Below are 19,921 nucleotides of genomic sequence, written 5' to 3' on the forward strand. Positions count from 1 at the left end.
CCCCCCGGGGGGCGCCCCCCCCCCCCCGCCCCCGCCCCCCCCCCCCCCCCCCCCGCGGGGGCCCCCCCCCCCCCCCCCCCCCCCCCGGGGGGGGGGGGGCCCCCCCCGCGAAAGGGCCAGTGCAGCCAGCATCACCCTCTGCGAGTACCCAGCCAGTAGAACACCCCCGCCAGCACCACCGACAACACCAGCAGGTAGAAAATCGCCCCCGGCCACAGCTGCACCAGGGCAAACCCCACCATCACCGGCCCCAGCGCCGCCCCCAGGTTGGACAGGTTCTGCGCGCCGTAATACACCCCGCGCAAATGCTCCGGTGCGATCAGGTCGATGAACATGTACTCGGCGGGGATGACGATGATCTCGCCCAGGGTGAACACCAGCATCGCCAGGCACCAGGCCAACACCGAGCCGGCCAGGGCAAAGCCCAGCAGCCCGGCGATGAACAGGCCCATCCCGGTCAGCAGCCAGGGCATCAGGCGCTGGCGGCTGATGCGTCGGCCGATCAGGTACTGCAGGGCAATCACCGTCACTGCGTTGGTGGTCACCAGGTAGCCGACCAGCCGCGCCGCCTCGGCCGGGCTGCGGGTCACCACCAGGTATTGCGAGAGGTAGGCGGTGAACTGGCCGAACACCACTGCACTGAGCACGCCGCCGAGGGTGAAGCATACCAGCCGGCGGTCGCGCGCGAGCCCCAGTGCCACCTGGGCAAAGCCGGCCGCAGGCTTGTCCGCGCTGGCCTGCAGGCTGCGCTCGCCCAGGCGCCAGTAGGCCAGGCACATGGCCAGGCCAAGCGCGGCGGAGGCGATGAATGGCATGTGGTCGTTCAGCTCCAGCATGGCCACACCCAGCAACGGGCCCGCAGCGTAGCCGACATTGCTCAGGGTGTATTTGATGGCGAACACCTCGGCCCGCTCAGCCACTGGCAGCAATGCGCAGAAGCCCGCCTTGGCAGCGATGTCGACCACCGCCAGGGCCAGGTTGATCAGCACCAGGCAGAGGAAGAACAGCAGCGCCGAGCGGCTGGCGATGGCACCGACGAAGGCCAGGGCGAACAGCAGGGTACTGGCGCTGACCAGCGTGTGGTTGCGCAAGGTGTCCACCAGGTGGCCGCCATACAGGCTCAGCAGCGAGGCGATGATCAGCGCGCCACCGATCAACAGGCCGATCTGGCTGATCGGCAGCTGGAAGTTGTCGGCCAGGTAGACCACCAGGTAGGGCAGGGTGAGGGCACGGGCGACGGTGAGGGTGAAAGTGGTGAGCAGCAGCAGGCGAACGGTGTGCGGGTAGCGCTTGATGGCGGCGAGCATTGCCACGTCCTTGTCGTTTCGTTTTTCCGGGCTCCAGCATATGCCATACGCTGGCCCTTGTAGGAGCAGCTTACAAGCCAGCGCTTGCCAGGCAACGCATATCCCATGCAGATTTGTGGCTTGCAGCGCCCGGCGCGCCTCCAATCGAAAAGCTTCCAGGACCAAGGACGATGAGTCATTCCTCGCAATTCACCTTGCTCGGCAAGCGGCGTTTCCTGCCGTTTTTCATCACCCAGTCGCTGGGTGCCTTCAACGACAACCTGTTCAAACAGTCGCTGATCCTGGCGATCCTGTTCAAGCTCAGCCTGGGTGACGGTGACCGGTCGATCTGGGTCAACCTGTGCGCGCTGCTGTTCATACTGCCGTTCTTCCTGTTTTCGGCACTGGGCGGGCAGTTTGGCGAGAAGTTCGCCAAGGACGCGCTGATCCGCGCGATCAAGCTGGCCGAGATCGCCATCATGGCGATCGGTGCGCTCGGCTTCATCACCAACCAGCTGGGGCTGATGCTGGTAGCACTGTTCGGCATGGGTACCCATTCGGCGCTGTTCGGCCCGGTGAAGTACTCGATCCTGCCGCAGGCCCTGCGCGAGGAAGAACTGGTCGGCGGCAACGGGCTGGTGGAAACCGGTACCTTCCTGGCCATTCTCGCCGGCACCATCGGCGCCGGGATGATGATGTCGGCCGACAGCTACGCCACGGTGGTGGCTGGCGGCGTGGTCGGCACGGCGGTGCTCGGCTACCTGGCCAGCCGCTGGATTCCGCGGGCGGCTGCCGCCTCGCCGCAGATGCCGCTGGACTGGAACATCTTCAAGCAGTCCTGGGCGATCCTGCGCATGGGCCTGGGGCAACCACCGGCGGTGTCGCGCTCGATCGTCGGCAACTCCTGGTTCTGGTTCGTCGGGGCCATCTACCTCACGCAGATTCCGGCCTACGCCAAGGACTGGCTGCACGGTGACGGCACGGTGGTTACCCTGGTGCTGACGCTGTTCTCGGTGGGTATCGCCCTGGGTTCGCTGCTGTGCGAGCGGCTGAGTGGGCGCAAGGTGGAGATCGGCCTGGTGCCGTTCGGCTCGTTCGGCCTGAGTCTGTTCGGCCTGCTGTGGTGGTGGCACTCCGGTGATGTGCCGGCGGCGGCTGCGCCGCACGACTGGCTGACGTTATTGGGCATGACCCAGGCCTGGTGGATCCTGCTGTCGATCGTCGGTCTCGGGGTGTTCGGCGGCTTCTATATCGTGCCGTTGTATGCGCTGATCCAGGCGCGCACGGCCGAGGACCAGCGCGCCCGGGTAATCGCTGCCAACAACATCCTCAATGCCCTGTTCATGGTGGTGTCGGCGCTGCTTACCATTGTCCTGCTGGGCCTGGCCGAACTGAGCATCCCGCAGCTGTTCCTGGTGGTGTCGCTGCTCAACATCGCGGTCAATGCCTATATCTTCAGGGTCGTGCCCGAGTTCACCATGCGCTTCCTGATCTGGCTGCTCAGCCATTCGATGTACCGCGTGCAGCATCGCGACCTCGAGCGCATCCCCGACGAAGGCGCGGCGTTGCTGGTGTGCAACCACGTGTCGTTCGTCGATGCGCTGCTGCTGGGCGGGGCGATCCGCCGGCCGATCCGCTTCGTCATGTATTACAAGATCTACAACCTGCCGGTGCTCAACTTCGTGTTCCGCACGGCCGGCGCCATCCCGATCGCCGGGCGCAATGAAGATTCGGCCACTTACGAACGTGCTTTCGCGCGCATTGCCGACTACCTGGCCGATGGCGAGCTGGTGTGCATTTTCCCGGAGGGCAAGCTGACCGGTGATGGCGAGATCGATGTGTTCAAGGGCGGCGTCAAGCGCATCCTCGCAGAAACCCCGGTGCCGGTGATCCCGTTGGCCTTGCAGGGCTTGTGGGGCAGCTTCTTCAGCCGCGACCCGGGCAAGGGCTTTTTCAAGCGCCTGTGGTCGCGGGTAACCGTCGTGGCGGGCGCCGCCATCCCGGTGGAGGCAGCGCAGCCAGAAGCATTGCGTGAGCAGGTCAGCCGCCTGCGCGGCAACCTGCGTTAGGGGAGGGGTCAGCTGGCGCTGACTTTCAGGCCGATCAGGCCGGTAATGATCAGCGCCACACTGACCAGCCGCACCAGGGCCATGGACTCGCCGAACAGGATGATGCCGGCGATCACCGTGCCGACCGCGCCGACACCGGTCCAGATGGCATAGGCGGTACCCAGTGGCAGCTCTTTCATGGCCAGGCCCAGCAGGCCCAGGCTGATGGCCATGGCGGCGACGGTAAGTACGGTGGGCAGAGGTTTGCTGAAGCCGTCGGTATATTTCAGGCCGACAGCCCAACCGACCTCGAACAGGCCGGCGAAGAACAGGATGATCCAGGACATGGTGTGTCTCCATCGTTGTAAATGATGGGGCCGTCCCCGGAGTGGTCACGCGTCGCGTCGTGAGGTCGTCCTCACCGTGGCCTCATGGTGCACACCTGAGCGGTTCAGGGCAAGCCTGTACCGGCCCTTTCGCGGGCACGCCCGTTCCCACAGAGTTTGCACTATCTTCAAGTCTGGGGCGTCCTTGTGGGAGCGGGCGCGCCCGCGAAGAGGCCAGCACCGGCCCAGGCTGTTTCCCGGGCCAGCACCGGCTTTGCTAGCCCGTCAGACCCCTTGCGGAATCTCCTCGCCACCCAGCGCTTCGAACAGCACCGGCAGGAATTCGGCGAAGGTCATCATCATCAGCTGGAAGCTGGCATCGAACTGCTGGGCAGCCTCGTCGCCGCCGTCCTGTTCAGCCTGCTCCTGCAGCAGTTCCTCGAACTTCAGGCGCTTGATGACCATCTTGTCGTCCAGAATGAACGACAGCTTGTCCTGCCAGGCCAGGGCCAGCTGGGTAACCACCTTGCCGGTGCTCAGGTGCAGCTGGATTTCCTCGCCGGTCAGGTCCTGGCGCTTGCAGCGCACGATGCCGCCGTCTTCGGCAGTGTCGCGCAGTTCGCATTCGTCCAGCACGTAGAAGCCTTCTGCGGCCTGCTGCGACTTGACCCAATCGGTCATGGTGGCAACCGGTGCGATCTTCACCGTGGCCGGGCGCACGGGCAGCGAGCCCATCACTTCGCGCAGGGTCGACAGCAGGTCTTCGGCACGTTTGGCGCTGGCCGAGTTGACCAGAATGACGCCCAGGCGCGGGGCGATGGCGGCGAAGATCATCGAGCGGCGGATGAACGCGCGCGGCAGGAAGGCCTGGATGATCTCGTCCTTGATCTGGTCGCGTTCCTTTTTATAGACCTTGCGCATCTGCTCGGTCTCGATCTCTTCGACCTTTTCCTTCACCGCGTCGTTGACCACGCTGCTGGGCAGGATGCGTTCTTCCTTGCGCGCGGCAATCAGCAGGTACTCGCCACTGACATGCACCAGGGGAGCGTCTTCGCCCTTGCCGAATGGCGCGACGAAACCGTAGGTGGTCAGCTCCTGGCTGGCGCAGGGGCGGGCCGGCTTGCTGGCCAGGGCCGCTTCCAGCGCTTCAGGCTCGAACGGGACTTCCTGGGTCAGGCGGTAGGTCAGCAGGTTCTTGAACCACATGAGGGGCAATCTCTCCTTAATGCATAAGGCGGGCATTATTCTCCGAGCGGTGCTCTCAGGCCAACCCTGTCGGAGTGCCAGCAGCTGTTGCGGAATGTAAAGATCCAGGTGGCCGCGTAGGTCTTTGAAAGGGCTGAGGTTTTTTTTGAAGAAAGTTGAAAAAGTGCTTGCCAGGGTACAGGGCCGTCCGTAGAATGCGCGCCACACCGAGACGAAGGGTGATTAGCTCAGCCGGGAGAGCATCTGCCTTACAAGCAGAGGGTCGGCGGTTCGATCCCGTCATCACCCACCACTCGATGTTTAGCGCAGCGGTAGTTCAGTCGGTTAGAATACCGGCCTGTCACGCCGGGGGTCGCGGGTTCGAGTCCCGTCCGCTGCGCCATATTTCACTTCCAGGGCCTACTGAACACCCGGAAGTAACAATGAAAGCGACCTTAGGGTCGCTTTTTTTGTTTCTGCGGTTTGGAAAAAACGCTCAAGTGCCTGTATTGCCTATGCTGGAATGCCCCAGCATGGCGCCAGACGGGCTTCAATTGCCACCGCATGGTGCGCCGCCTGCGCGGCTAAACCCGCCTCCACAGCTACAGCACCCACCCCAGCCCTCGTGATATCGCTGTGGGAGCGGGTTCACCCGCGAAGAGGCTGGCACAGCTGGCCCATTAATTGCTGACTCACCGCCATCCCGGGCCATCAACGTCGACAGCCCGCAAACCTCACGACAAAGGCGCCGTGTTGCCCCGCTTGCTTGTGCAAGCCGGGGCAGCCGGCGCCTTTTGCATTTCCACAGGAGCCCGCCCATGGCCAACAGCGAAGTGCGCAGCGTCTGCCCCTACTGCGGCGTCGGTTGCGGCATCGTCATGAGCGTCGCCGATGGCAAGGTCGGCAAGATCAGCGGCGACAAGCAGCACCCCAGCAACTTCGGCCGCCTGTGCACCAAAGGCCTTACCGCACACCTGCCGCTGACCGCCGCCGGGCGCATGACAGACGCCTATGTCCGTCAGCAGCGCAGCCAGCAGCCGGCGCGTACCGGCATCGACCAGGCCATCACCGATGCCGCCGCCCGTCTGCGCGGCATCATCGACCAGCACGGGCCGGACGCCGTGGCGCTGTATGTGTCCGGGCAGATGTCGCTGGAGGCCCAGTACCTCGCCAACAAGCTGGCCAAAGGCTTTATCCGCACCCGCCACATCGAGTCCAACTCGCGCCTGTGCATGGCCAGCGCCGGCAGCGGCTACAAGCTGTCGCTCGGCGCCGACGGCCCGCCCGGCAGCTATCAGGACTTCGAGCATGCCGAGGTATTCCTGGTGATCGGCGCCAACATGGCTGACTGCCACCCGATCCTGTTCCTGCGCCTGCTCGACCGGGTCAAGGCTGGCGCCAGGCTGATCGTCGTCGACCCACGGCGCAGCGCCACCGCCGACAAGGCCGACCTGTTCCTGCAAGTGCGTCCCGGCAGCGACCTGGCCTTGCTCAACGGCCTGCTGCACCTGCTGCAGCGCAACGGCCATACCGACCCCGCATTCATCGCCCGGCACACCGAGGGCTGGGACGACCTGGCGGGCTTTCTTGATGACTACAGCCCCGAGCGCGTGGCGGCCCTCACCGGGTTGGCCGAGGCCGATATCATCCAGGCCGCGGAATGGATCGGCAGTGCCAGCAACTGGATGAGTTGCTGGACCATGGGCCTGAACCAGAGCATCCACGGTACCTGGCACACCAATGCGATCTGCAACCTGCACCTGGCCACTGGCGCAATCTGCCGCCCCGGCAGCGGGCCGTTCTCGCTGACCGGGCAGCCGAATGCCATGGGCGGCCGCGAAATGGGCTACATGGGCGCGGGCTTGCCCGGCCAGCGCTCGGCGCTGGTGGCGCAGGACCGCGCCTTCGTCGAGCAGCAGTGGCAACTGCCGCCGGGCAGCCTGCGCAGCGAAGGCGGCGAGGGCACGGTTGCCCTGTTCGAGCAGCTGAAAAGCGGCGCGATAAAAGCCTGCTGGGTCATCTGCAGCAACCCGGTGGCCAGCGTCGCCAACCGCCAGCAAGTGATCGACGCCCTGCGCCAGGCCGAGCTGGTGGTTACCCAGGATGCGTTCCTCGATACCGAAACCAACCGCTACGCCGACATCCTCCTGCCCGCCGCGCTGTGGGCCGAAGGCGAGGGCGTGATGATCAACAGCGAGCGCAACCTCACCCTGATGCCGCGTGCCGTCGAGCCACCGGGGCAGAGCCTGCCGGACTGGCAGATCATCGCCCGGGTCGCCTGCGCCATGGGTTACGCCGACGCCTTCGACTACCCCGATGCACAAGCGGTATATGACGAGATCCGCCGCTTTCACAACCCGGCGACCGGCTACGACCTGCGTGGCATCGGGTATGCCGAACTGCGCCAGCAACCGCGGCAGTGGCCTTGTGCCCCCGGCTGTGACAACCCGCGTAGCCCGTTGCGCTACCGCGACCACGGCGGTAGCCAGGCGCTGGCCTTCCCGACCGCCAGCGGCAAGGCGCGCTTCTTCGCCCGGCCCTGGTTGCCGCCGGCCGAGCTGCCGGATGGCGACTACCCCATGGTGCTGAACACCGGCCGCGTTCAGCACCAGTGGCACACGCTGACCAAGACTGGCAAGGTGCCGGCGCTGAACAAGCTCGAGCCCGGCCCCTTCGTGGAAATCCACCGCGACGATGCTGCCCGGCTGGGCATCGCTGAAAAGGACCAGGTGGCCATTCGCTCGCGCCGTGGCCAGGCCGTGCTGCCGGCGCGAATCAGCGAGCGGGTGATGCCGGGCAACTGCTTTGCCCCGTTCCACTGGAACGACTTGAGCGGCGAGCAACTGGCAATCAACGCGGTGACCTGCGATGCGGTCGACCCGTTGTCGCTGCAACCGGCGTTCAAGCACTGCGCCGTGGCCCTGGAGCGGGTTGCAGGCGAGCGCATCGATGCCCTTGAACTGAACACTGCCATTGCCGAGCCTGCCCGTATGCCGACCGCTACCCTGTCCCGTCTGCTTGGCCTGGACAGCCTGCCAGTCCCGGTGCTGGCCGCGCCAGAGCGCCACTACCTGCAAGGTTTTCTGCTGGGCCTGGACCAGGCCCGTAGCGAAGGCGCGCCGTGCCTGCCGGCCAGTGCGCCGCTGGCCGCCCAGCATCGGCTGTTCGTCGATGGCTTGCTGGCCGGGCTGTTCGCCCAGCCGCAGGTGCTGCCCGAGACCGCGTTGGCGGCACCACGGCATCAGGTGCTGTGGGCCTCGCAGACCGGCAACGGCGAGCTGCTGGCTGAACGCTGTGCCGAGCGCCTGCGCAGTGCCGGCCTGGAGGTCGAGCTCAGCTGCATGGACGCGGTCAGCCCAGGCCAGCTGAAGCAGGCCGCCAGCGTGGTGCTGATCGCCAGCACCTTTGGCGATGGCGATGCGCCCGACAGCGCAGCGGCGTTCTGGCATGCCTTGCAGGGCGAGCAGGGCACCCACTGGGCTGCACTGCGTTATGCCGTGCTGGCCTTGGGCGACTCCAGTTATGAGCAGTTCTGCGGCTTTGGCCGCAAGCTCGATCAGCGCCTGGCCGAACTAGGCGCGCGGCGCCTGCTGCAACGGGTGGACTGCGAACCGGATTTCGACCAAGCCTTCAGCGCCTGGCTCGATGCGCTACTGGCCACGCTGGGCAGCGCCAGCCTGGCGCAGGTGGTCACCGAACCCGCGCCCGTGGCGGGCTTTGACCGGCAGCGACCGTGGGCGGCAACGTTGCTGGAAAACCGCTTGCTCAACGGCCCCGGCTCGAGCAAGGAAACCCGGCAACTGGTCTTCGACCTGAGCGGCAGCGGCTTCACCTACGCCGCCGGGGATGCGCTGGGTGTGTGGCCGCGCAACTGCCCGGCACTGGTCGACGAACTGCTGGCGCTGATGCAGCTCGACGGCCAGACCCTGGTCGAGCTCAAGGGCCAGCCCGCCATGCCGCTGGCCGAAGCCCTGCAAGCACACCTGGAGATCGCCAAGGTCACCGCGCAGCAGTTGCAGGCCTTTGCCGACAATGCGCCGGACCTGAAGCGCCTGTTGCAGCCCGAATGCAAGGCCGAGCTGGAGGACTGGTTGTGGGGCCGGCAGTTGGCCGATGTGCTGCGCGCTTTCCCCCAGCAGTTGCCGCTGGCCCGCTGGCTGGACCTGCTCAAGCCACTGCAACCGCGCCTGTACTCGATCAGCTCCAGCCCGCTGGCGCACCCGCAGCAGGTGCACCTGACCGTTTCCACGGTGCGCTATGGCGCGCGCAAAGGGGTGTGTTCGAGCTTCCTGGCCGACCGTGCGCAGGCACTGAAGGTGGCGATCTTCCCGCAGGTGTCGAAGCACTTTCGCCTGCCCGAGGACGACAGCGTGCCGGTGATCATGGTCGGCCCCGGCACCGGCATTGCGCCGTTCCGCGCCTTCCTCGAAGAACGTGAGGCACGCGGGGCGAAAGGTGCCAACTGGTTGTTCTTTGGCGAGCAGTGTGCAGCCACCGATTTCTATTACCAGGCGCAATTGCAGGCTTGGCAGGCAGCCGGCCACTTGCAGCTGGACACGGCGTTCTCGCGGGACCAGGCGGAGAAGATCTACGTGCAACAGCGCATGCTCGAACAGGGCGCGCAGCTGTGGCAGTGGCTGCAGGCGGGGGCGTATTTCTACGTGTGTGGCGATGCGCAGCGCATGGCCAGGGATGTGGATGCGGCGTTGCGGGCGATCGTGGCCGAGCATGGCGGCATGGATGCAGCGGCGGCGGCTGCCTATGTCGAGAATTTGAGCAGGGCCAAGCGCTATCGGCGGGATGTGTACTGAAGTGCTCCAGGATGGGGAGTGATGCACCTGGAATGTGCATTTGCTGTGCTGGCCTCTTCGCGGGCGCGCCCGCTCCCACAGGTTTTGCACAGGTCTGAAAATTGCGCAGATCCCTGTGGGAGCGGGTTTACCCGCGAAGGGGCCGGCACAGGCGGCCCGGTTGGCACATTCCCTGCTTTACCCCAGTTACAACAAAGCCCACTGATCAACGGCGATCAACCCGGGCCCCCTACCGTGATGAATACAGGCAAAGGCGCCTGGAGCTTCGGCTCCAGGCGCTTTTTTTTTGATCGAGGATCGGCTTATGAAGGCAACAGCGAGCAGCGGGCAACGAGCGCGACTGATCATCGTCGGCAACGGCATGGTCGGCCACCATTGCGTCGAACAACTAGTCAGCCGCGGCGCCCTGCAGCGCTTCGAAGTGCATGTGTTCGGCGAAGAGCGCCAACGTGCGTACGACCGCGTGCACCTGTCCGAGTACTTCGCCGGCAGCTGTGCCGAAACCCTGGCGCTGTGCGATCAGGACTACTACCAGGCCCACGGCGTGCACCTGCACCTTGGCGAAGCGGTGCTGGAAATCGACCGTGAGCGCTTTGAGGTGGTCACCGCCGAGGGCCGCTATGGCTACGACCAGCTGGTGCTGGCCACAGGCTCCTACCCCTTCGTGCCACCGGTCGAAGGCTCCAGCGGCAATGCCCGCCTGGTCTATCGCACCCTCGATGACCTCGACGCCATCCGTGCCGCTGCCGGCAGTGCCCGCCGTGGTGTGGTCGTGGGCGGCGGCCTGCTGGGCCTGGAGGCGGCCAACGCCCTCAAGTCGCTGGGCCTGGAAGCCCATGTGGTGGAGTTCGCCCCGCGGCTGATGCCGGTGCAGCTGGACAGCGAGGGCGGCGCTGCGCTCAAGGCGCAGATCGAAGCGCTGGGGGTGGGCGTGCATCTGTCGCGTGCCACCCAGTCGATCAGCGCCGGGCAAGACTACCGCTACCGCATGAACTTCGACGGTGGCGAGCACCTGGAAACCGACCTGATCGTGTTCTCTGCCGGTATCCGCCCGCAGGATGCCCTGGGCCGTGCCTGTGGCCTGGACATCGCTGCGCGTGGCGGGGTGGTGATCGACAACCACTGCCGCAGCAGCGACCCACGTATCTTCGCCATCGGCGAATGCGCCTCGTGGAACGGCAGCGTGTTCGGCCTGGTGGCCCCGGGTTATGGCATGGCACGCAACCTGGCGGCGTTGCTGATGGGCGAAAGCGCTGGCGAGTTCAGCGGTGCCGACATGTCGACCAAGCTCAAGCTGCTGGGCGTGGATGTCGGCTCCATCGGTGATGCCCATGGCGCCACCCCGGGCGCGCGCAGCTACCGCTTCATCGACGAAGCCAGCAGCACCTACCGCCGGCTGGTGGTGGATGCCAGCGGCAAGCGCGTGCTTGGCGCGGTGCTGGTCGGCGACAACAGCTATTACGACACCCTGTTGCAGTACGCCCAGAACGGCATCGCCCTGCCAGCCGAGCCGGCGGCGCTGATTTTGCCGCAAGGCGGCGCAGCGCCTGCCCTGGGCGCTGATGCGCTGCCCGACAGTGCGACCATCTGCTCCTGCCACAACGTCAGCAAGGGCGCGGTCTGCGCCGCCATCGACAGCGGCTGCGGCGACCTCGCTGCGGTCAAAGGCTGCACCAAGGCCGCCAGCGGCTGCGGCGGCTGCGCGGCGTTGCTCAAGCAGGTGTTCGAGCACGAACTCAGCGCCCGTGGCGTGGCGGTGGACAAGAGCCTGTGCGAACACTTCGCCTACACCCGTCAGGAGCTGTACGGGCTGGTGCGGGTGGAGGGCATCCGTACGTTCAATCAACTGCTCGAGCGCCACGGCAAGGGCCACGTTGGCTGCGACATCTGCAAACCGGCGGTGGGCAGCATCCTCGCCTCGTGCTGGAACCAGCCGATCATGGACCCGGCACTGGTGCCGCTGCAGGACACCAACGACACCTTCATGGCCAACATGCAGAAGAACGGCACCTACTCGGTGGTGCCGCGCATCCCCGGTGGCGAAATCACCCCCGACAAGCTCATCGTCATCGGCCAGGTGGCGAAAAAGTACGACCTGTACACCAAGATCACCGGTGGCCAGCGCATCGACCTGTTCGGCGCCCAGTTGCACGAACTGCCGCTGATCTGGGGCGAGCTGATCGACGCCGGTTTCGAAACCGGCCACGCCTACGGCAAGTCGACCCGCACGGTGAAGTCGTGCGTCGGCAGCACCTGGTGCCGCTACGGCGTGCAGGACAGCGTCGGCATGGCGCTGCGCCTGGAAGACCGCTACAAAGGCCTGCGCAGCCCGCACAAGCTCAAGTTCGCGGTGTCTGGCTGCACCCGTGAATGCGCCGAGGCGCAGAGCAAGGACATCGGCGTCATCGCCACCGACAAGGGCTGGAACCTGTATGTGTGCGGCAATGGCGGCATGCGCCCGCGGCACGCCGAACTGTTCGCCACCGACCTTGACGACGCAACCCTGGTACGCCTGATCGACCGTGTGCTGATGTTCTACATCCGCACCGCCGACAAGCTGCAGCGCACGTCAGTGTGGCGCGAGAGCCTGGAGGGCGGCCTGGATTACCTGAAACAGGTGATCATCGACGACAGCCTGGGCCTGGCCAGCGAGCTGGAGGCGCAGATGCAGCATGTGGTCGAGCAGTATCAGTGCGAGTGGGCCAACGCCCTCAACGACCCCGAAAAGCTCAAGCGCTTCCGTACCTTCGTCAACGACCGCCGCGCCGACCCGGATGTGCATTTCGTCCGTGAACGCGAACAGCGCCGGCCTGCGGCACCGCTGCACCTGATCCCAACCGTCGAGGAGGCTGTCTGATGAACCTGCGCAATGCTGCTGTGAAAACCCAAGAGACCTGGCAGGCAGTGTGCCAGACCGATGACCTGGTGGCCGATTCCGGGGTAGTGGTGTGGCTCGACGGGGCGCAGGTGGCGCTGTTCTATCTGCCGGGGCAGGCGCAGCCGCTGTATGCGGTGGACAACCGCGATCCACGCTCGGGGGCCAATATCATCGGCCGTGGGCTGGTGGGCAGCGTGCAAGGCCAGCTGGTGGTGGCGGCACCGTTGTACAAGCAGCGCTTCAGCCTGCAGAGCGGGGAGTGCCTGGAGGATGCCGGGCAGCGCCTGCGGGTGTGGCCGGTGCGCTTGAATGGCCGGGCGGTGGAGTTGGCTGTGGCCTGATCTGTTGCCTGCACCGGCCTCTTCGCGGGTGAACCCGCTCCCACAGGTATCGCGCTGACTTGTAACGGTGGTGATATCCCTGTGGGAGCGGGTTTACCCGCGAAAGGGCCGGTACAGACTGGCTGCATGAAGTAAGCTTGACCCATGAACCTCGACACCCGCATCAAGTACCGCCATCTGCTGTGCTTTCTGGAGATTGCCCGGCAGGGCAGCCTGGCCAGGGCCGCCGATATCCTCGCGATCAGCCAGCCGGCCATCTCCAAGACCCTCAAGGAACTCGAAGACCTGCTGCAAACGCGCCTGTTCGCGCGTAGCCGCCAGGGTGTCGAACTGACGCCGGCCGGCAGCCGTTTCATGCGCTATGCCGGGCCCAGCGTGCAAGCCCTGCGCGATGGCGTCAGCAGCCTGCGTGGCGAAGCGCGGGCACCTTCACAGGTGCGCATCGGCGTGCTCTCCACCGTCGAAGGCCTGCTGATGCCGGAAGTGTTGTGCCGCCTGCACCAGCGCCATGAGGCGTTGGTGATCAGCGTGGCTACCGGGGTCAGCGCGCAACTGCTCGGCCAGTTGCGCCTGGGCGAGCTGGAACTGGTGGTCGGGCGCATGACCGACAGCCCGCAAATCCAGGGGCTGTCGTTCGAGCACCTGTACAGCGAATCGATGAGCCTGGTGGTGCGGCCGGGCCACCCGTTGCTGGCCAGCGCGCCGGTGGAGCGGGCCCAAGTAAGCCGTTATCCGTTGGTGCTGCCGCCGGCAGGCACCACCATCCGCCAACATGCCGACAGCCTGTTCGTGCAGGGCGGCATGCAGATGCCCGCTCAGCGCCTGGAAACCCTGTCGCTGGCGCTGAGCCGGCGCTACCTGTTGAGCAGCGACGCGCTGTGGGTGGCACCGCGCGATGCAGTGTTGCTGGACCTGCGCCGCGGCGAGCTGGTCGAACTCGACCTGGGTGTACGCGAGCCGGGCGGCTCGGTGGGCATCTGCCGCAATGCCGCCTTGCCGCAGAGCCTGCCGGGCCAGTGGTTGTGCGAGGTGTTGCGGGAAGTGGCGGGGGAGTACCGCGAGGGCCATTACCCCTGAATGGACTACAGGTCGTATTGCACACCCGCGAAATAATCACCGCCAAACCAGGCAAAAGCGGCGCAAGCGGGCAATACTGGCCAATGGCTGCAATCGCTTGTATGAATAACCGTTTAACGACTGAACTTCCTTACCAAAACCCGCTCCTATGCCGGTAGCCATTGGTCATGGCCGCCTGCTAAGCTCGCGGCTTTACCCTGATTGCCCTTATGGCGCATGAACAAGGAAATAGCATGAAACAGCATCGTTTGGCGGCTGCGGTTGCCCTGGTAGGCCTGGTACTGGCTGGCTGTGATCAACAAGCCAGCAGCCCCGAGCTGAAGACTCCGGCACAGAAAGCCTCCTACGGTATCGGCCTGAACATGGGCAAGAGCCTGGCTCAGGAAGGCATGGAAGACCTTGATTCGAAAGCGGTCGCCCTCGGTATCGAAGACGCCGTTGCCAAGAAAGAACAACGCATCAAGGACGAAGAGCTGGTAGAAGCCTTCACCTCGCTGCAGAAGCGTGCCGAAGAGCGTCTGGCCAAGGCCAGTGAAGAAGCGGCTTCCGCCGGCAAGAAGTTCCTCGAGGAAAACGCCAAGAAGCCAGGCGTGGTCACTACGGCCTCGGGCCTGCAGTACGAAGTGGTCAAGAAGGCCGACGGCGCGCAGCCCAAGCCGACCGACGTGGTCACCGTCCACTACGAAGGCAAGCTGATCGACGGCAAGGTGTTCGACAGCTCCGTCGAGCGCGGCAGCCCGATCGACCTGCCGGTCAGCGGTGTGATTCCAGGCTGGGTCGAAGGCCTGCAACTGATGCACGTTGGCGAGAAGTACAAGCTGTTCATCCCGGCTGAACTGGCCTACGGCGCACAGAGCCCGAGCCCGCTGATCCCGGCCAACTCGGTGCTGGTGTTCGACCTGGAACTGATCGCCATCAAGGACCCGGCCCAGCTGCAAGGTGCCGAGCCGGAAGCCGAGGCACCCGCCGAAGCTCCAGCAGAAGCCCCTGCCAAGTAATACTGGTTGGCCCAAGAAAAACGCCCCGTCCTGACGGGGCGTTTTCGTTTCTGCGGCGGGTAGTTGGGCGAACCTGCACCAGCTGATACTGTCCGAGGAAATGCAGCGTGAAGAAGTAGGATGCTTCTGACGCAAATCGTGTGCGGCGTGCGCACCGACGGTGTGAAACGACTGTGTAAAAAACGCCCGATCTGACCGGGGCCCTTGCCCGGCAGGCACCCGGGGTCAGAAACGTTGCCCTGTTCACAAGGTTATCCACAATAAATGTGGATAACCTTTTCCTTCTGGAGGCTCCATGAGCGCACCTTGGAATTTCGCCCGTTTCCTGCCCTTGGCCGAGCGCCTGCTCAGCCGCGGCCGGTTGCCGGCCTTGTTGTTCGCGGTAGCCCGTAAAGGCCCGCGCCTCGGCCAGCTGCGGGAAGACCTGAAGCTGCTGCAGTCGCTGTGCCTGGCCTGGTGGCGCGGCGAGTACCGTGCGATCAGCCCCAAGGCGCTGATCACCATCGTGGCCGGCCTGCTGTATTTCGTCAGTCCCATCGACGCCATCCCCGACTGGCTGCTGGGCGTGGGCTTCCTCGACGACGTCGCGGTGCTGGGCTGGGTGCTGAAGACCGTGGGCGACGAACTGGCGCGCTTCAGGGCCTGGCGCGACAGCCAGGCGCCCGAGCGGCTACGGGTCGTCGAGCGCCTGCCGGACACGCCCGAAGCCTTGCGGCTGGAGCGCAACACACAGTAAACCCGTGCCCTGGTACTGCTCGGCTGTACCTCAACGGCACCTCAACTGCACAGACCCCGAAGTTGGTAATATAATTGGCATAAGGGTTATGCCTACGGATTACATGCTGTAATCCTTTTTAAAGGGGTTTGTAATGGGTATTCAGGTCATCAGCCGGGACGGTCAACCCGAGTACGCCGTCGTTCCCTGGGATCAGTACCAGGCGTTGCTCAAGGCAGCGGGGCAGGCGCCTGCCGAGGCGGTTGCCAGTGAGGCGGCCAGCACCGCTGCCAGTGCACCCCTGCCGGCATTCAGCGAAGTCGCGCAGATTCGCCAGGCCAAGGGCATTGCCCCTGAACAACTGGCGCGCAATGTCGGCGTGAGCCCGGCATACCTGGCCATGATCGAAGCGGGCGAACGCCAGCCGGACGCGGCCATCCGCCGTGCCCTGGCCTGGCATCTGGGGGTGGCTGGCTGGAGCGAGCCATCATGAGCCAGGTCAGGATCAGCCGTCAGCACTGGGATAACCTGCTGGGCGAGCTAGACCTGGCCCGTCGTCAACGCCACTTGCTGACCTACCGAGCACTGATCGAGCGCCTGCAGTTGCCCAGCCCGGCCATGCAGACGCTGACGGCCGCGCTGGAATACCTGGCGGTGCTGGATGCCCGCGCCGAGCAGCCGCTGCGCAGTTCGCTGGTGATCAGCCAGGGCGCCAGCCGCTTGCCGCGCACCGGCTTTTTCGAATGCGTCGAGCGCCTGGGGCGCTTTTCCGGCCCGGTCGATGGCATGGAAGCGGCCTCGTGGCATGCTTCCGAAGTGGTGCGGGTGTTCGAGTACAGCTATCCCGAAACCGCCTGATCGGTTACCTGTACCGGCCTCTTCGCGGGTAAACCCGCTCCCACAGGGATCGCGCCGACCTGTAGGACCAGCCTTGTTCCAGAGTACTCAAGGCCTGTGATGAACCTGTGGGAGCGGGCGTGCCCGCGAAGAGGCCATGACAGGCAGAGAATCCCTGTGGATCAGCCCACAAGCCCTGCCATCCGCATCCACGACTTCCAGCGCCTCCAGGTGCTGATGCCGGCCAAACAACGCCAGCAATTGCCCGATCGTGGCATCGAGCCGCACCGTAGGCTGCTCGGCCAGCGGCGTGCTCGCCAGCCCCGGTAATGGCCGGCTGTCGCGCATCCCCAGTTCTTGCGGCCGCCCCAGCAGGTAGCCCTGCACCAGGTCCACACCCATCTCCAACAGTACCGCCAGCTCTTCCGCCAATTCGATCCCTTCGGCAATCACCTGTGCTTTCGAGGCGCGGGCAATCTGCAGAATCGAACCGACGAACTCACGCTTGAGCGGGTCGCGGTGGATGCCGTCTATGAAATGCCGGTCGATCTTCACGTATTCGGGGCGTAGTTCCGACCACAGGCGCAGGCTCGAATAACCCGCCCCCAGGTCATCCAGGGCAATCGAGAAGCCCATGTCGCGGTAGTGATGCAAGGCATTGGACAACAGCCGGAAGTCGTCGGTCGGGGTGTGTTCGGTCAGCTCGATGACCACCCGGCCCGGTGCCAGGCCGACCTGTTCCAGCAGCTTCAGAGTCTGGCCGGACGGGTAGTGCGGTTCCAGCAGCGACTCCGGCGAGACATTGAGAAACAGCTTGCCGTGCAATTGCTGCTCGCTGAAGCGCCGGCAGGCGCTTTCCCGGCAGGCCGCCTCCAGTTCGGTCAGGCGGCCTGCCTGGCGGGCGATGGTGAACAGGTTCAGCGGGGCGTGCAGCGGGCTGTTGGACGGCCCGCGGCTCAAGGCCTCATGGCCGAACACCCGTTGCTCGCTCAGGCTCATGATCGGCTGAAACAGGCTGTGAATGCTGCGTTGAGCGAGGATGGCACTCAAGGCACTGAGCTGTTCGGCGACGGTCATGGCGTATTCCTGAAAATGAAAGGGCCGAGCGCTTCCACGCCCGGCCCCTCTATTTCACGACAGTGCAATGACTGTTTGATGACAAGTCGCATTAATTTGCCATCAATGGCACAACGCCTTACTTCTTGGCCACCTTGGTGCTGGCACTGAGGTAGTCGATCAGGATACGACCGGTTTCCGACAGGTAGGCATCGTCTTCCGGCTTGGTGTTTTCGTCCTCGGTCGGCAGCGCGTCCTCGTCCTCTTTCTTCAGCTCTTTCAGCGGCTCTTCACCCTTGGCCTTGCGGCGGATGTTTTCCAGCGCCAGCTGCTTGGCCTCGATGTCGTCGTGACGAGCGCGGCGGTCCTGCTCGTTGAGGCTGACGGTCTTCTCGTTCAGCAGCTTCTGGGTCAGGGCCAGGCGGTCGCGGATGTAGGTGAACTCCGCGTCCTTGTCGCTGCGTGCTTCATGCTGCGCCTTGAGCTGGGCCAGGAACGGCTTGAACGGGTCGGCCGCCGGCTTGACCACCGGGCGGATGGTGTCCCACGGCATGGCCTCGGGCAGGGCGCTCTCGCCGATTTCCTTGGTGTCGATGATCGACGGGTAGTCGATGTCCGGCAGCACGCCCTGATGCTGGGTGCTCTGCCCGGAAACCCGGTAGAACTTGGCCAGGGTCAGTTTCAGCTCGCCATGGTTGAGCGGCTGGATGGTCTGCACGGTGCCCTTGCCGAAGGTCTGGCCGCCGATGATCAGTGCACGGTGGTAGTCCTGCATGGCGCCGGCGAAGATCTCCGAAGCCGAGGCCGAAAGGCGGTTGACCAGCAACGCCAGCGGGCCCTTGTAGAAGGCGCCGGGGTTTTCGTCTTCCAGCACATCGACACGGCCGTCGCTGTTGCGCACCAGCACGGTCGGGCCTTTCTCGATGAACAGGCTGGTCAGCTCGGTGGCTTCCTGCAACGAGCCACCGCCGTTATTGCGCAGGTCAATGACCACGCCGTCGACTTTTTCCTTCTGCAGCTCGGTGAGCAGTTTCTTCACATCGCGCGTGGTGCTCTTGTACTCTGGGTCGCCCGCGCGGTAGGCCTTGAAGTCGAGGTAGAAGGCCGGGATCTCGATGATGCCCAGCTTGTAGTCACGGCCGTCCTGCTTGAGCTTGAGCACCGATTTTTTCGCCGCCTGCTCTTCGAGCTTCACCGCCTCGCGGGTGATCGACACGATCTTGCTGGTCTGGTCGCTGGGCGCATTGCTGGCCGGGATGATTTCCAGGCGCACCACCGAGCCTTTCGGGCCGCGGATCAGCTTGACCACTTCGTCCAGGCGCCAGCCGACCACATCGACCATTTCCTTGTTGCCCTGGGCCACGCCGATGATCTTGTCGGCCGGGGCCACCTGCTTGGTCTTGGCCGCCGGGCCGGCTGGCACCAGACGCACGATCTTGACCTGGTCGTTGTCGCTTTGCAGCACGGCGCCGATACCTTCCAGCGACAGGCTCATGTTGATGTCGAAGTTCTCGGCGTTGTCCGGCGACAGGTAATTGGTGTGCGGGTCGTAGGACTGGGCGAAGGTGTTGATGTAGGCCTGGAAGATGTCTTCGGCACGCGTCTGGTCCAGGCGCGACAGTTGATTCTTGTAGCGCTTGGTCAGGGTTTCCTGGATCTGCTTGGGTTCCTTGCCGGCGATCTTCTGGCGCAGTACCTCGTCTTTCACGCGCTTGCGCCACAGCTCGTCGAGTTCGGCCTGGTCCTTCAGCCATGGCGCGTCCTTGCGGTCGATCAGCAAGGTTTCCTTGGCGTTGAAGTCGATCTTGTCGACGCCTTTGTTCAGCTCGGCCAGGGCGAAGTCCAGGCGCTGCTTGACGCGGTCCAGGTAGCGTTTGTAGATGGTGAAGCCCGGGTCGAGGTTGCCGCTTTTGAGGAAATCGTCGAATTGCGTTTTCCATTTGTCGAATTCGGCGATGTCGGCCGCGGTGAAGTAGCTGCGCGCCGGGTCCAGCAGCTTGATGTAGCTGTCATAGATGATGACCGAACGGGCGTCGTCCAGTGGCGGCTTGCTGTAGTGGTGGCGCTTGAGCAATTCCACCACGTTGAGGCTGGCGACGATCTCGTCGCGGTCCGGCTGCAGGCTGTCCCACTTGTTGGCGGCCGCCGCATTGCCGCCGAGCGTGAGGCCGCCCAGGCCGATCATCAGCGCCAGGGCGGTGCTTGGGAGGAAATGCTTCATGCTGATTCGACGTGGAGGCAATTGATCACGCATAGTAGGCCGTCTTTTCCGTTCGCCGGTTCATGAAAAACCGGACGCATACTGCAAAAAGCCTGGGGATACAGTTCCCAGGCTCGGTCATATGATTCAACTATGGAGGCAC

General features: G+C 64.8%; 14 protein-coding genes and 2 tRNA genes. 11 read left to right on the forward strand and 5 right to left on the reverse strand.

The genetic code is table 11. The annotated features are described in order from the left end of the window. Window positions 1–131: 131 nt before the first annotated feature. A complete protein-coding gene (locus tag C6A77_RS03050; RefSeq protein ID WP_114167954.1) occupies window positions 132–1,307 on the reverse strand; it encodes an MFS transporter in 1,176 nt (391 codons plus the stop codon). A 170-nt stretch (window positions 1,308–1,477) separates the two neighbouring features. On the opposite strand from C6A77_RS03050, the gene C6A77_RS03055 reads away from it, so the two are divergent. Beyond that, window positions 1,478–3,355: a 1-acyl-sn-glycerol-3-phosphate acyltransferase gene (locus C6A77_RS03055; RefSeq protein WP_114167955.1), complete on the forward strand. Its 1,878-nt coding sequence runs from the start codon at window positions 1,478–1,480 to the stop codon at window positions 3,353–3,355. 8 nt (window positions 3,356–3,363) lie between these two features. On the opposite strand, the gene sugE is transcribed toward C6A77_RS03055, so the two are convergent. Together sugE and rdgC are read right to left on the reverse strand one after the other, a co-directional pair. After that, complete coding sequence (gene sugE, locus C6A77_RS03060; RefSeq protein ID WP_054887036.1) at window positions 3,364–3,681, reverse strand: quaternary ammonium compound efflux SMR transporter SugE; 318 nt, start codon at window positions 3,679–3,681, stop codon at window positions 3,364–3,366. A gap of 264 nt (window positions 3,682–3,945) precedes the next feature. Continuing rightward, a complete protein-coding gene (gene rdgC / locus C6A77_RS03065; RefSeq protein ID WP_003252510.1) occupies window positions 3,946–4,866 on the reverse strand; it encodes a recombination-associated protein RdgC in 921 nt (306 codons plus the stop codon). A gap of 216 nt (window positions 4,867–5,082) precedes the next feature. Here rdgC and C6A77_RS03070 point away from each other — a divergent pair. The 10 genes from C6A77_RS03070 (at window position 5,083) to C6A77_RS03115 (ending at window position 16,523) form a co-directional block, all read left to right on the forward strand. Beyond that, window positions 5,083–5,158: transfer RNA gene (locus C6A77_RS03070), tRNA-Val, on the forward strand. A gap of 13 nt (window positions 5,159–5,171) precedes the next feature. Next, window positions 5,172–5,248 (forward strand) — tRNA-Asp (locus tag C6A77_RS03075). Between the two features lie 415 nt (window positions 5,249–5,663). After that, complete coding sequence (locus tag C6A77_RS03080; RefSeq protein WP_114167956.1) at window positions 5,664–9,656, forward strand: bifunctional nitrate reductase/sulfite reductase flavoprotein subunit alpha; 3,993 nt, start codon at window positions 5,664–5,666, stop codon at window positions 9,654–9,656. A gap of 304 nt (window positions 9,657–9,960) precedes the next feature. After that, window positions 9,961–12,513: a nitrite reductase large subunit NirB gene (gene nirB, locus C6A77_RS03085; protein WP_114167957.1), complete on the forward strand. Its 2,553-nt coding sequence runs from the start codon at window positions 9,961–9,963 to the stop codon at window positions 12,511–12,513. Beyond that, entirely contained in the window at window positions 12,513–12,875 is a 363-nt protein-coding gene (gene nirD, locus C6A77_RS03090) for a nitrite reductase small subunit NirD (RefSeq protein ID WP_114167958.1), read from the forward strand. Before nirB ends, nirD begins: the two co-directional genes overlap by 1 nt. Before the next feature lie 144 nt (window positions 12,876–13,019). Beyond that, window positions 13,020–13,952: a pca operon transcription factor PcaQ gene (gene pcaQ / locus C6A77_RS03095; RefSeq protein ID WP_114167959.1), complete on the forward strand. Its 933-nt coding sequence runs from the start codon at window positions 13,020–13,022 to the stop codon at window positions 13,950–13,952. A 233-nt stretch (window positions 13,953–14,185) separates the two neighbouring features. After that, on the forward strand, window positions 14,186–14,950 hold the full coding sequence (locus C6A77_RS03100; RefSeq protein ID WP_114167960.1) for an FKBP-type peptidyl-prolyl cis-trans isomerase: 765 nt from the start codon (window positions 14,186–14,188) through the stop codon (window positions 14,948–14,950). A 295-nt stretch (window positions 14,951–15,245) separates the two neighbouring features. Then, the gene (locus C6A77_RS03105; RefSeq protein ID WP_114167961.1) at window positions 15,246–15,686 is read left to right on the forward strand and encodes a YkvA family protein; all 441 of its coding nucleotides are present in this window, start codon (window positions 15,246–15,248) and stop codon (window positions 15,684–15,686) included. A gap of 133 nt (window positions 15,687–15,819) precedes the next feature. Beyond that, window positions 15,820–16,158: a helix-turn-helix transcriptional regulator gene (locus C6A77_RS03110; RefSeq protein ID WP_114167962.1), complete on the forward strand. Its 339-nt coding sequence runs from the start codon at window positions 15,820–15,822 to the stop codon at window positions 16,156–16,158. Further along, window positions 16,155–16,523 carry a hypothetical protein gene (locus C6A77_RS03115; RefSeq protein WP_013971408.1) on the forward strand — a complete coding sequence of 123 codons (369 nt, stop codon included), beginning with the start codon at window positions 16,155–16,157 and terminating at the stop codon, window positions 16,521–16,523. The genes C6A77_RS03110 and C6A77_RS03115 overlap by 4 nt, the downstream gene beginning before the upstream one ends. An 87-nt stretch (window positions 16,524–16,610) precedes the next feature. Here C6A77_RS03115 and C6A77_RS03120 read toward each other — a convergent pair whose 3' ends face one another. Both C6A77_RS03120 and C6A77_RS03125 read right to left on the reverse strand, forming a co-directional pair. Continuing rightward, window positions 16,611–17,579 carry an EAL domain-containing protein gene (locus C6A77_RS03120; RefSeq protein ID WP_114167963.1) on the reverse strand — a complete coding sequence of 323 codons (969 nt, stop codon included), beginning with the start codon at window positions 17,577–17,579 and terminating at the stop codon, window positions 16,611–16,613. A gap of 118 nt (window positions 17,580–17,697) precedes the next feature. Next, the gene (locus tag C6A77_RS03125; RefSeq protein WP_164497649.1) at window positions 17,698–19,779 is read right to left on the reverse strand and encodes a carboxy terminal-processing peptidase; all 2,082 of its coding nucleotides are present in this window, start codon (window positions 19,777–19,779) and stop codon (window positions 17,698–17,700) included. Window positions 19,780–19,921 lie beyond the last annotated feature (142 nt).

This window comes from Pseudomonas sp. AFG_SD02_1510_Pfu_092, from assembly GCF_003331055.1.
Taxonomy (GTDB): domain Bacteria; phylum Pseudomonadota; class Gammaproteobacteria; order Pseudomonadales; family Pseudomonadaceae; genus Aquipseudomonas.

What these genes read in the sequence shown, in the direction of transcription:
- C6A77_RS03115 (WP_013971408.1), top strand. Translation starts at nt 16,155, where the DNA reads ATGAGCCAGGTCAGGATCAGCCGTCAGCACTGGGATAACCTGCTGGGC.
- C6A77_RS03105 (WP_114167961.1), top strand. Translation starts at nt 15,246, where the DNA reads ATGAGCGCACCTTGGAATTTCGCCCGTTTCCTGCCCTTGGCCGAGCGC.
- C6A77_RS03125 (WP_164497649.1), bottom strand. Translation starts at nt 19,779, where the DNA reads ATGAAGCATTTCCTCCCAAGCACCGCCCTGGCGCTGATGATCGGCCTG.
- pcaQ (WP_114167959.1), top strand. Translation starts at nt 13,020, where the DNA reads ATGAACCTCGACACCCGCATCAAGTACCGCCATCTGCTGTGCTTTCTG.
- rdgC (WP_003252510.1), bottom strand. Translation starts at nt 4,866, where the DNA reads ATGTGGTTCAAGAACCTGCTGACCTACCGCCTGACCCAGGAAGTCCCG.
- nirD (WP_114167958.1), top strand. Translation starts at nt 12,513, where the DNA reads ATGAACCTGCGCAATGCTGCTGTGAAAACCCAAGAGACCTGGCAGGCA.
- C6A77_RS03100 (WP_114167960.1), top strand. Translation starts at nt 14,186, where the DNA reads ATGAAACAGCATCGTTTGGCGGCTGCGGTTGCCCTGGTAGGCCTGGTA.
- C6A77_RS03080 (WP_114167956.1), top strand. Translation starts at nt 5,664, where the DNA reads ATGGCCAACAGCGAAGTGCGCAGCGTCTGCCCCTACTGCGGCGTCGGT.
- nirB (WP_114167957.1), top strand. Translation starts at nt 9,961, where the DNA reads ATGAAGGCAACAGCGAGCAGCGGGCAACGAGCGCGACTGATCATCGTC.
- C6A77_RS03050 (WP_114167954.1), bottom strand. Translation starts at nt 1,307, where the DNA reads ATGCTCGCCGCCATCAAGCGCTACCCGCACACCGTTCGCCTGCTGCTG.
- C6A77_RS03055 (WP_114167955.1), top strand. Translation starts at nt 1,478, where the DNA reads ATGAGTCATTCCTCGCAATTCACCTTGCTCGGCAAGCGGCGTTTCCTG.
- C6A77_RS03110 (WP_114167962.1), top strand. Translation starts at nt 15,820, where the DNA reads ATGGGTATTCAGGTCATCAGCCGGGACGGTCAACCCGAGTACGCCGTC.
- C6A77_RS03120 (WP_114167963.1), bottom strand. Translation starts at nt 17,579, where the DNA reads ATGACCGTCGCCGAACAGCTCAGTGCCTTGAGTGCCATCCTCGCTCAA.
- sugE (WP_054887036.1), bottom strand. Translation starts at nt 3,681, where the DNA reads ATGTCCTGGATCATCCTGTTCTTCGCCGGCCTGTTCGAGGTCGGTTGG.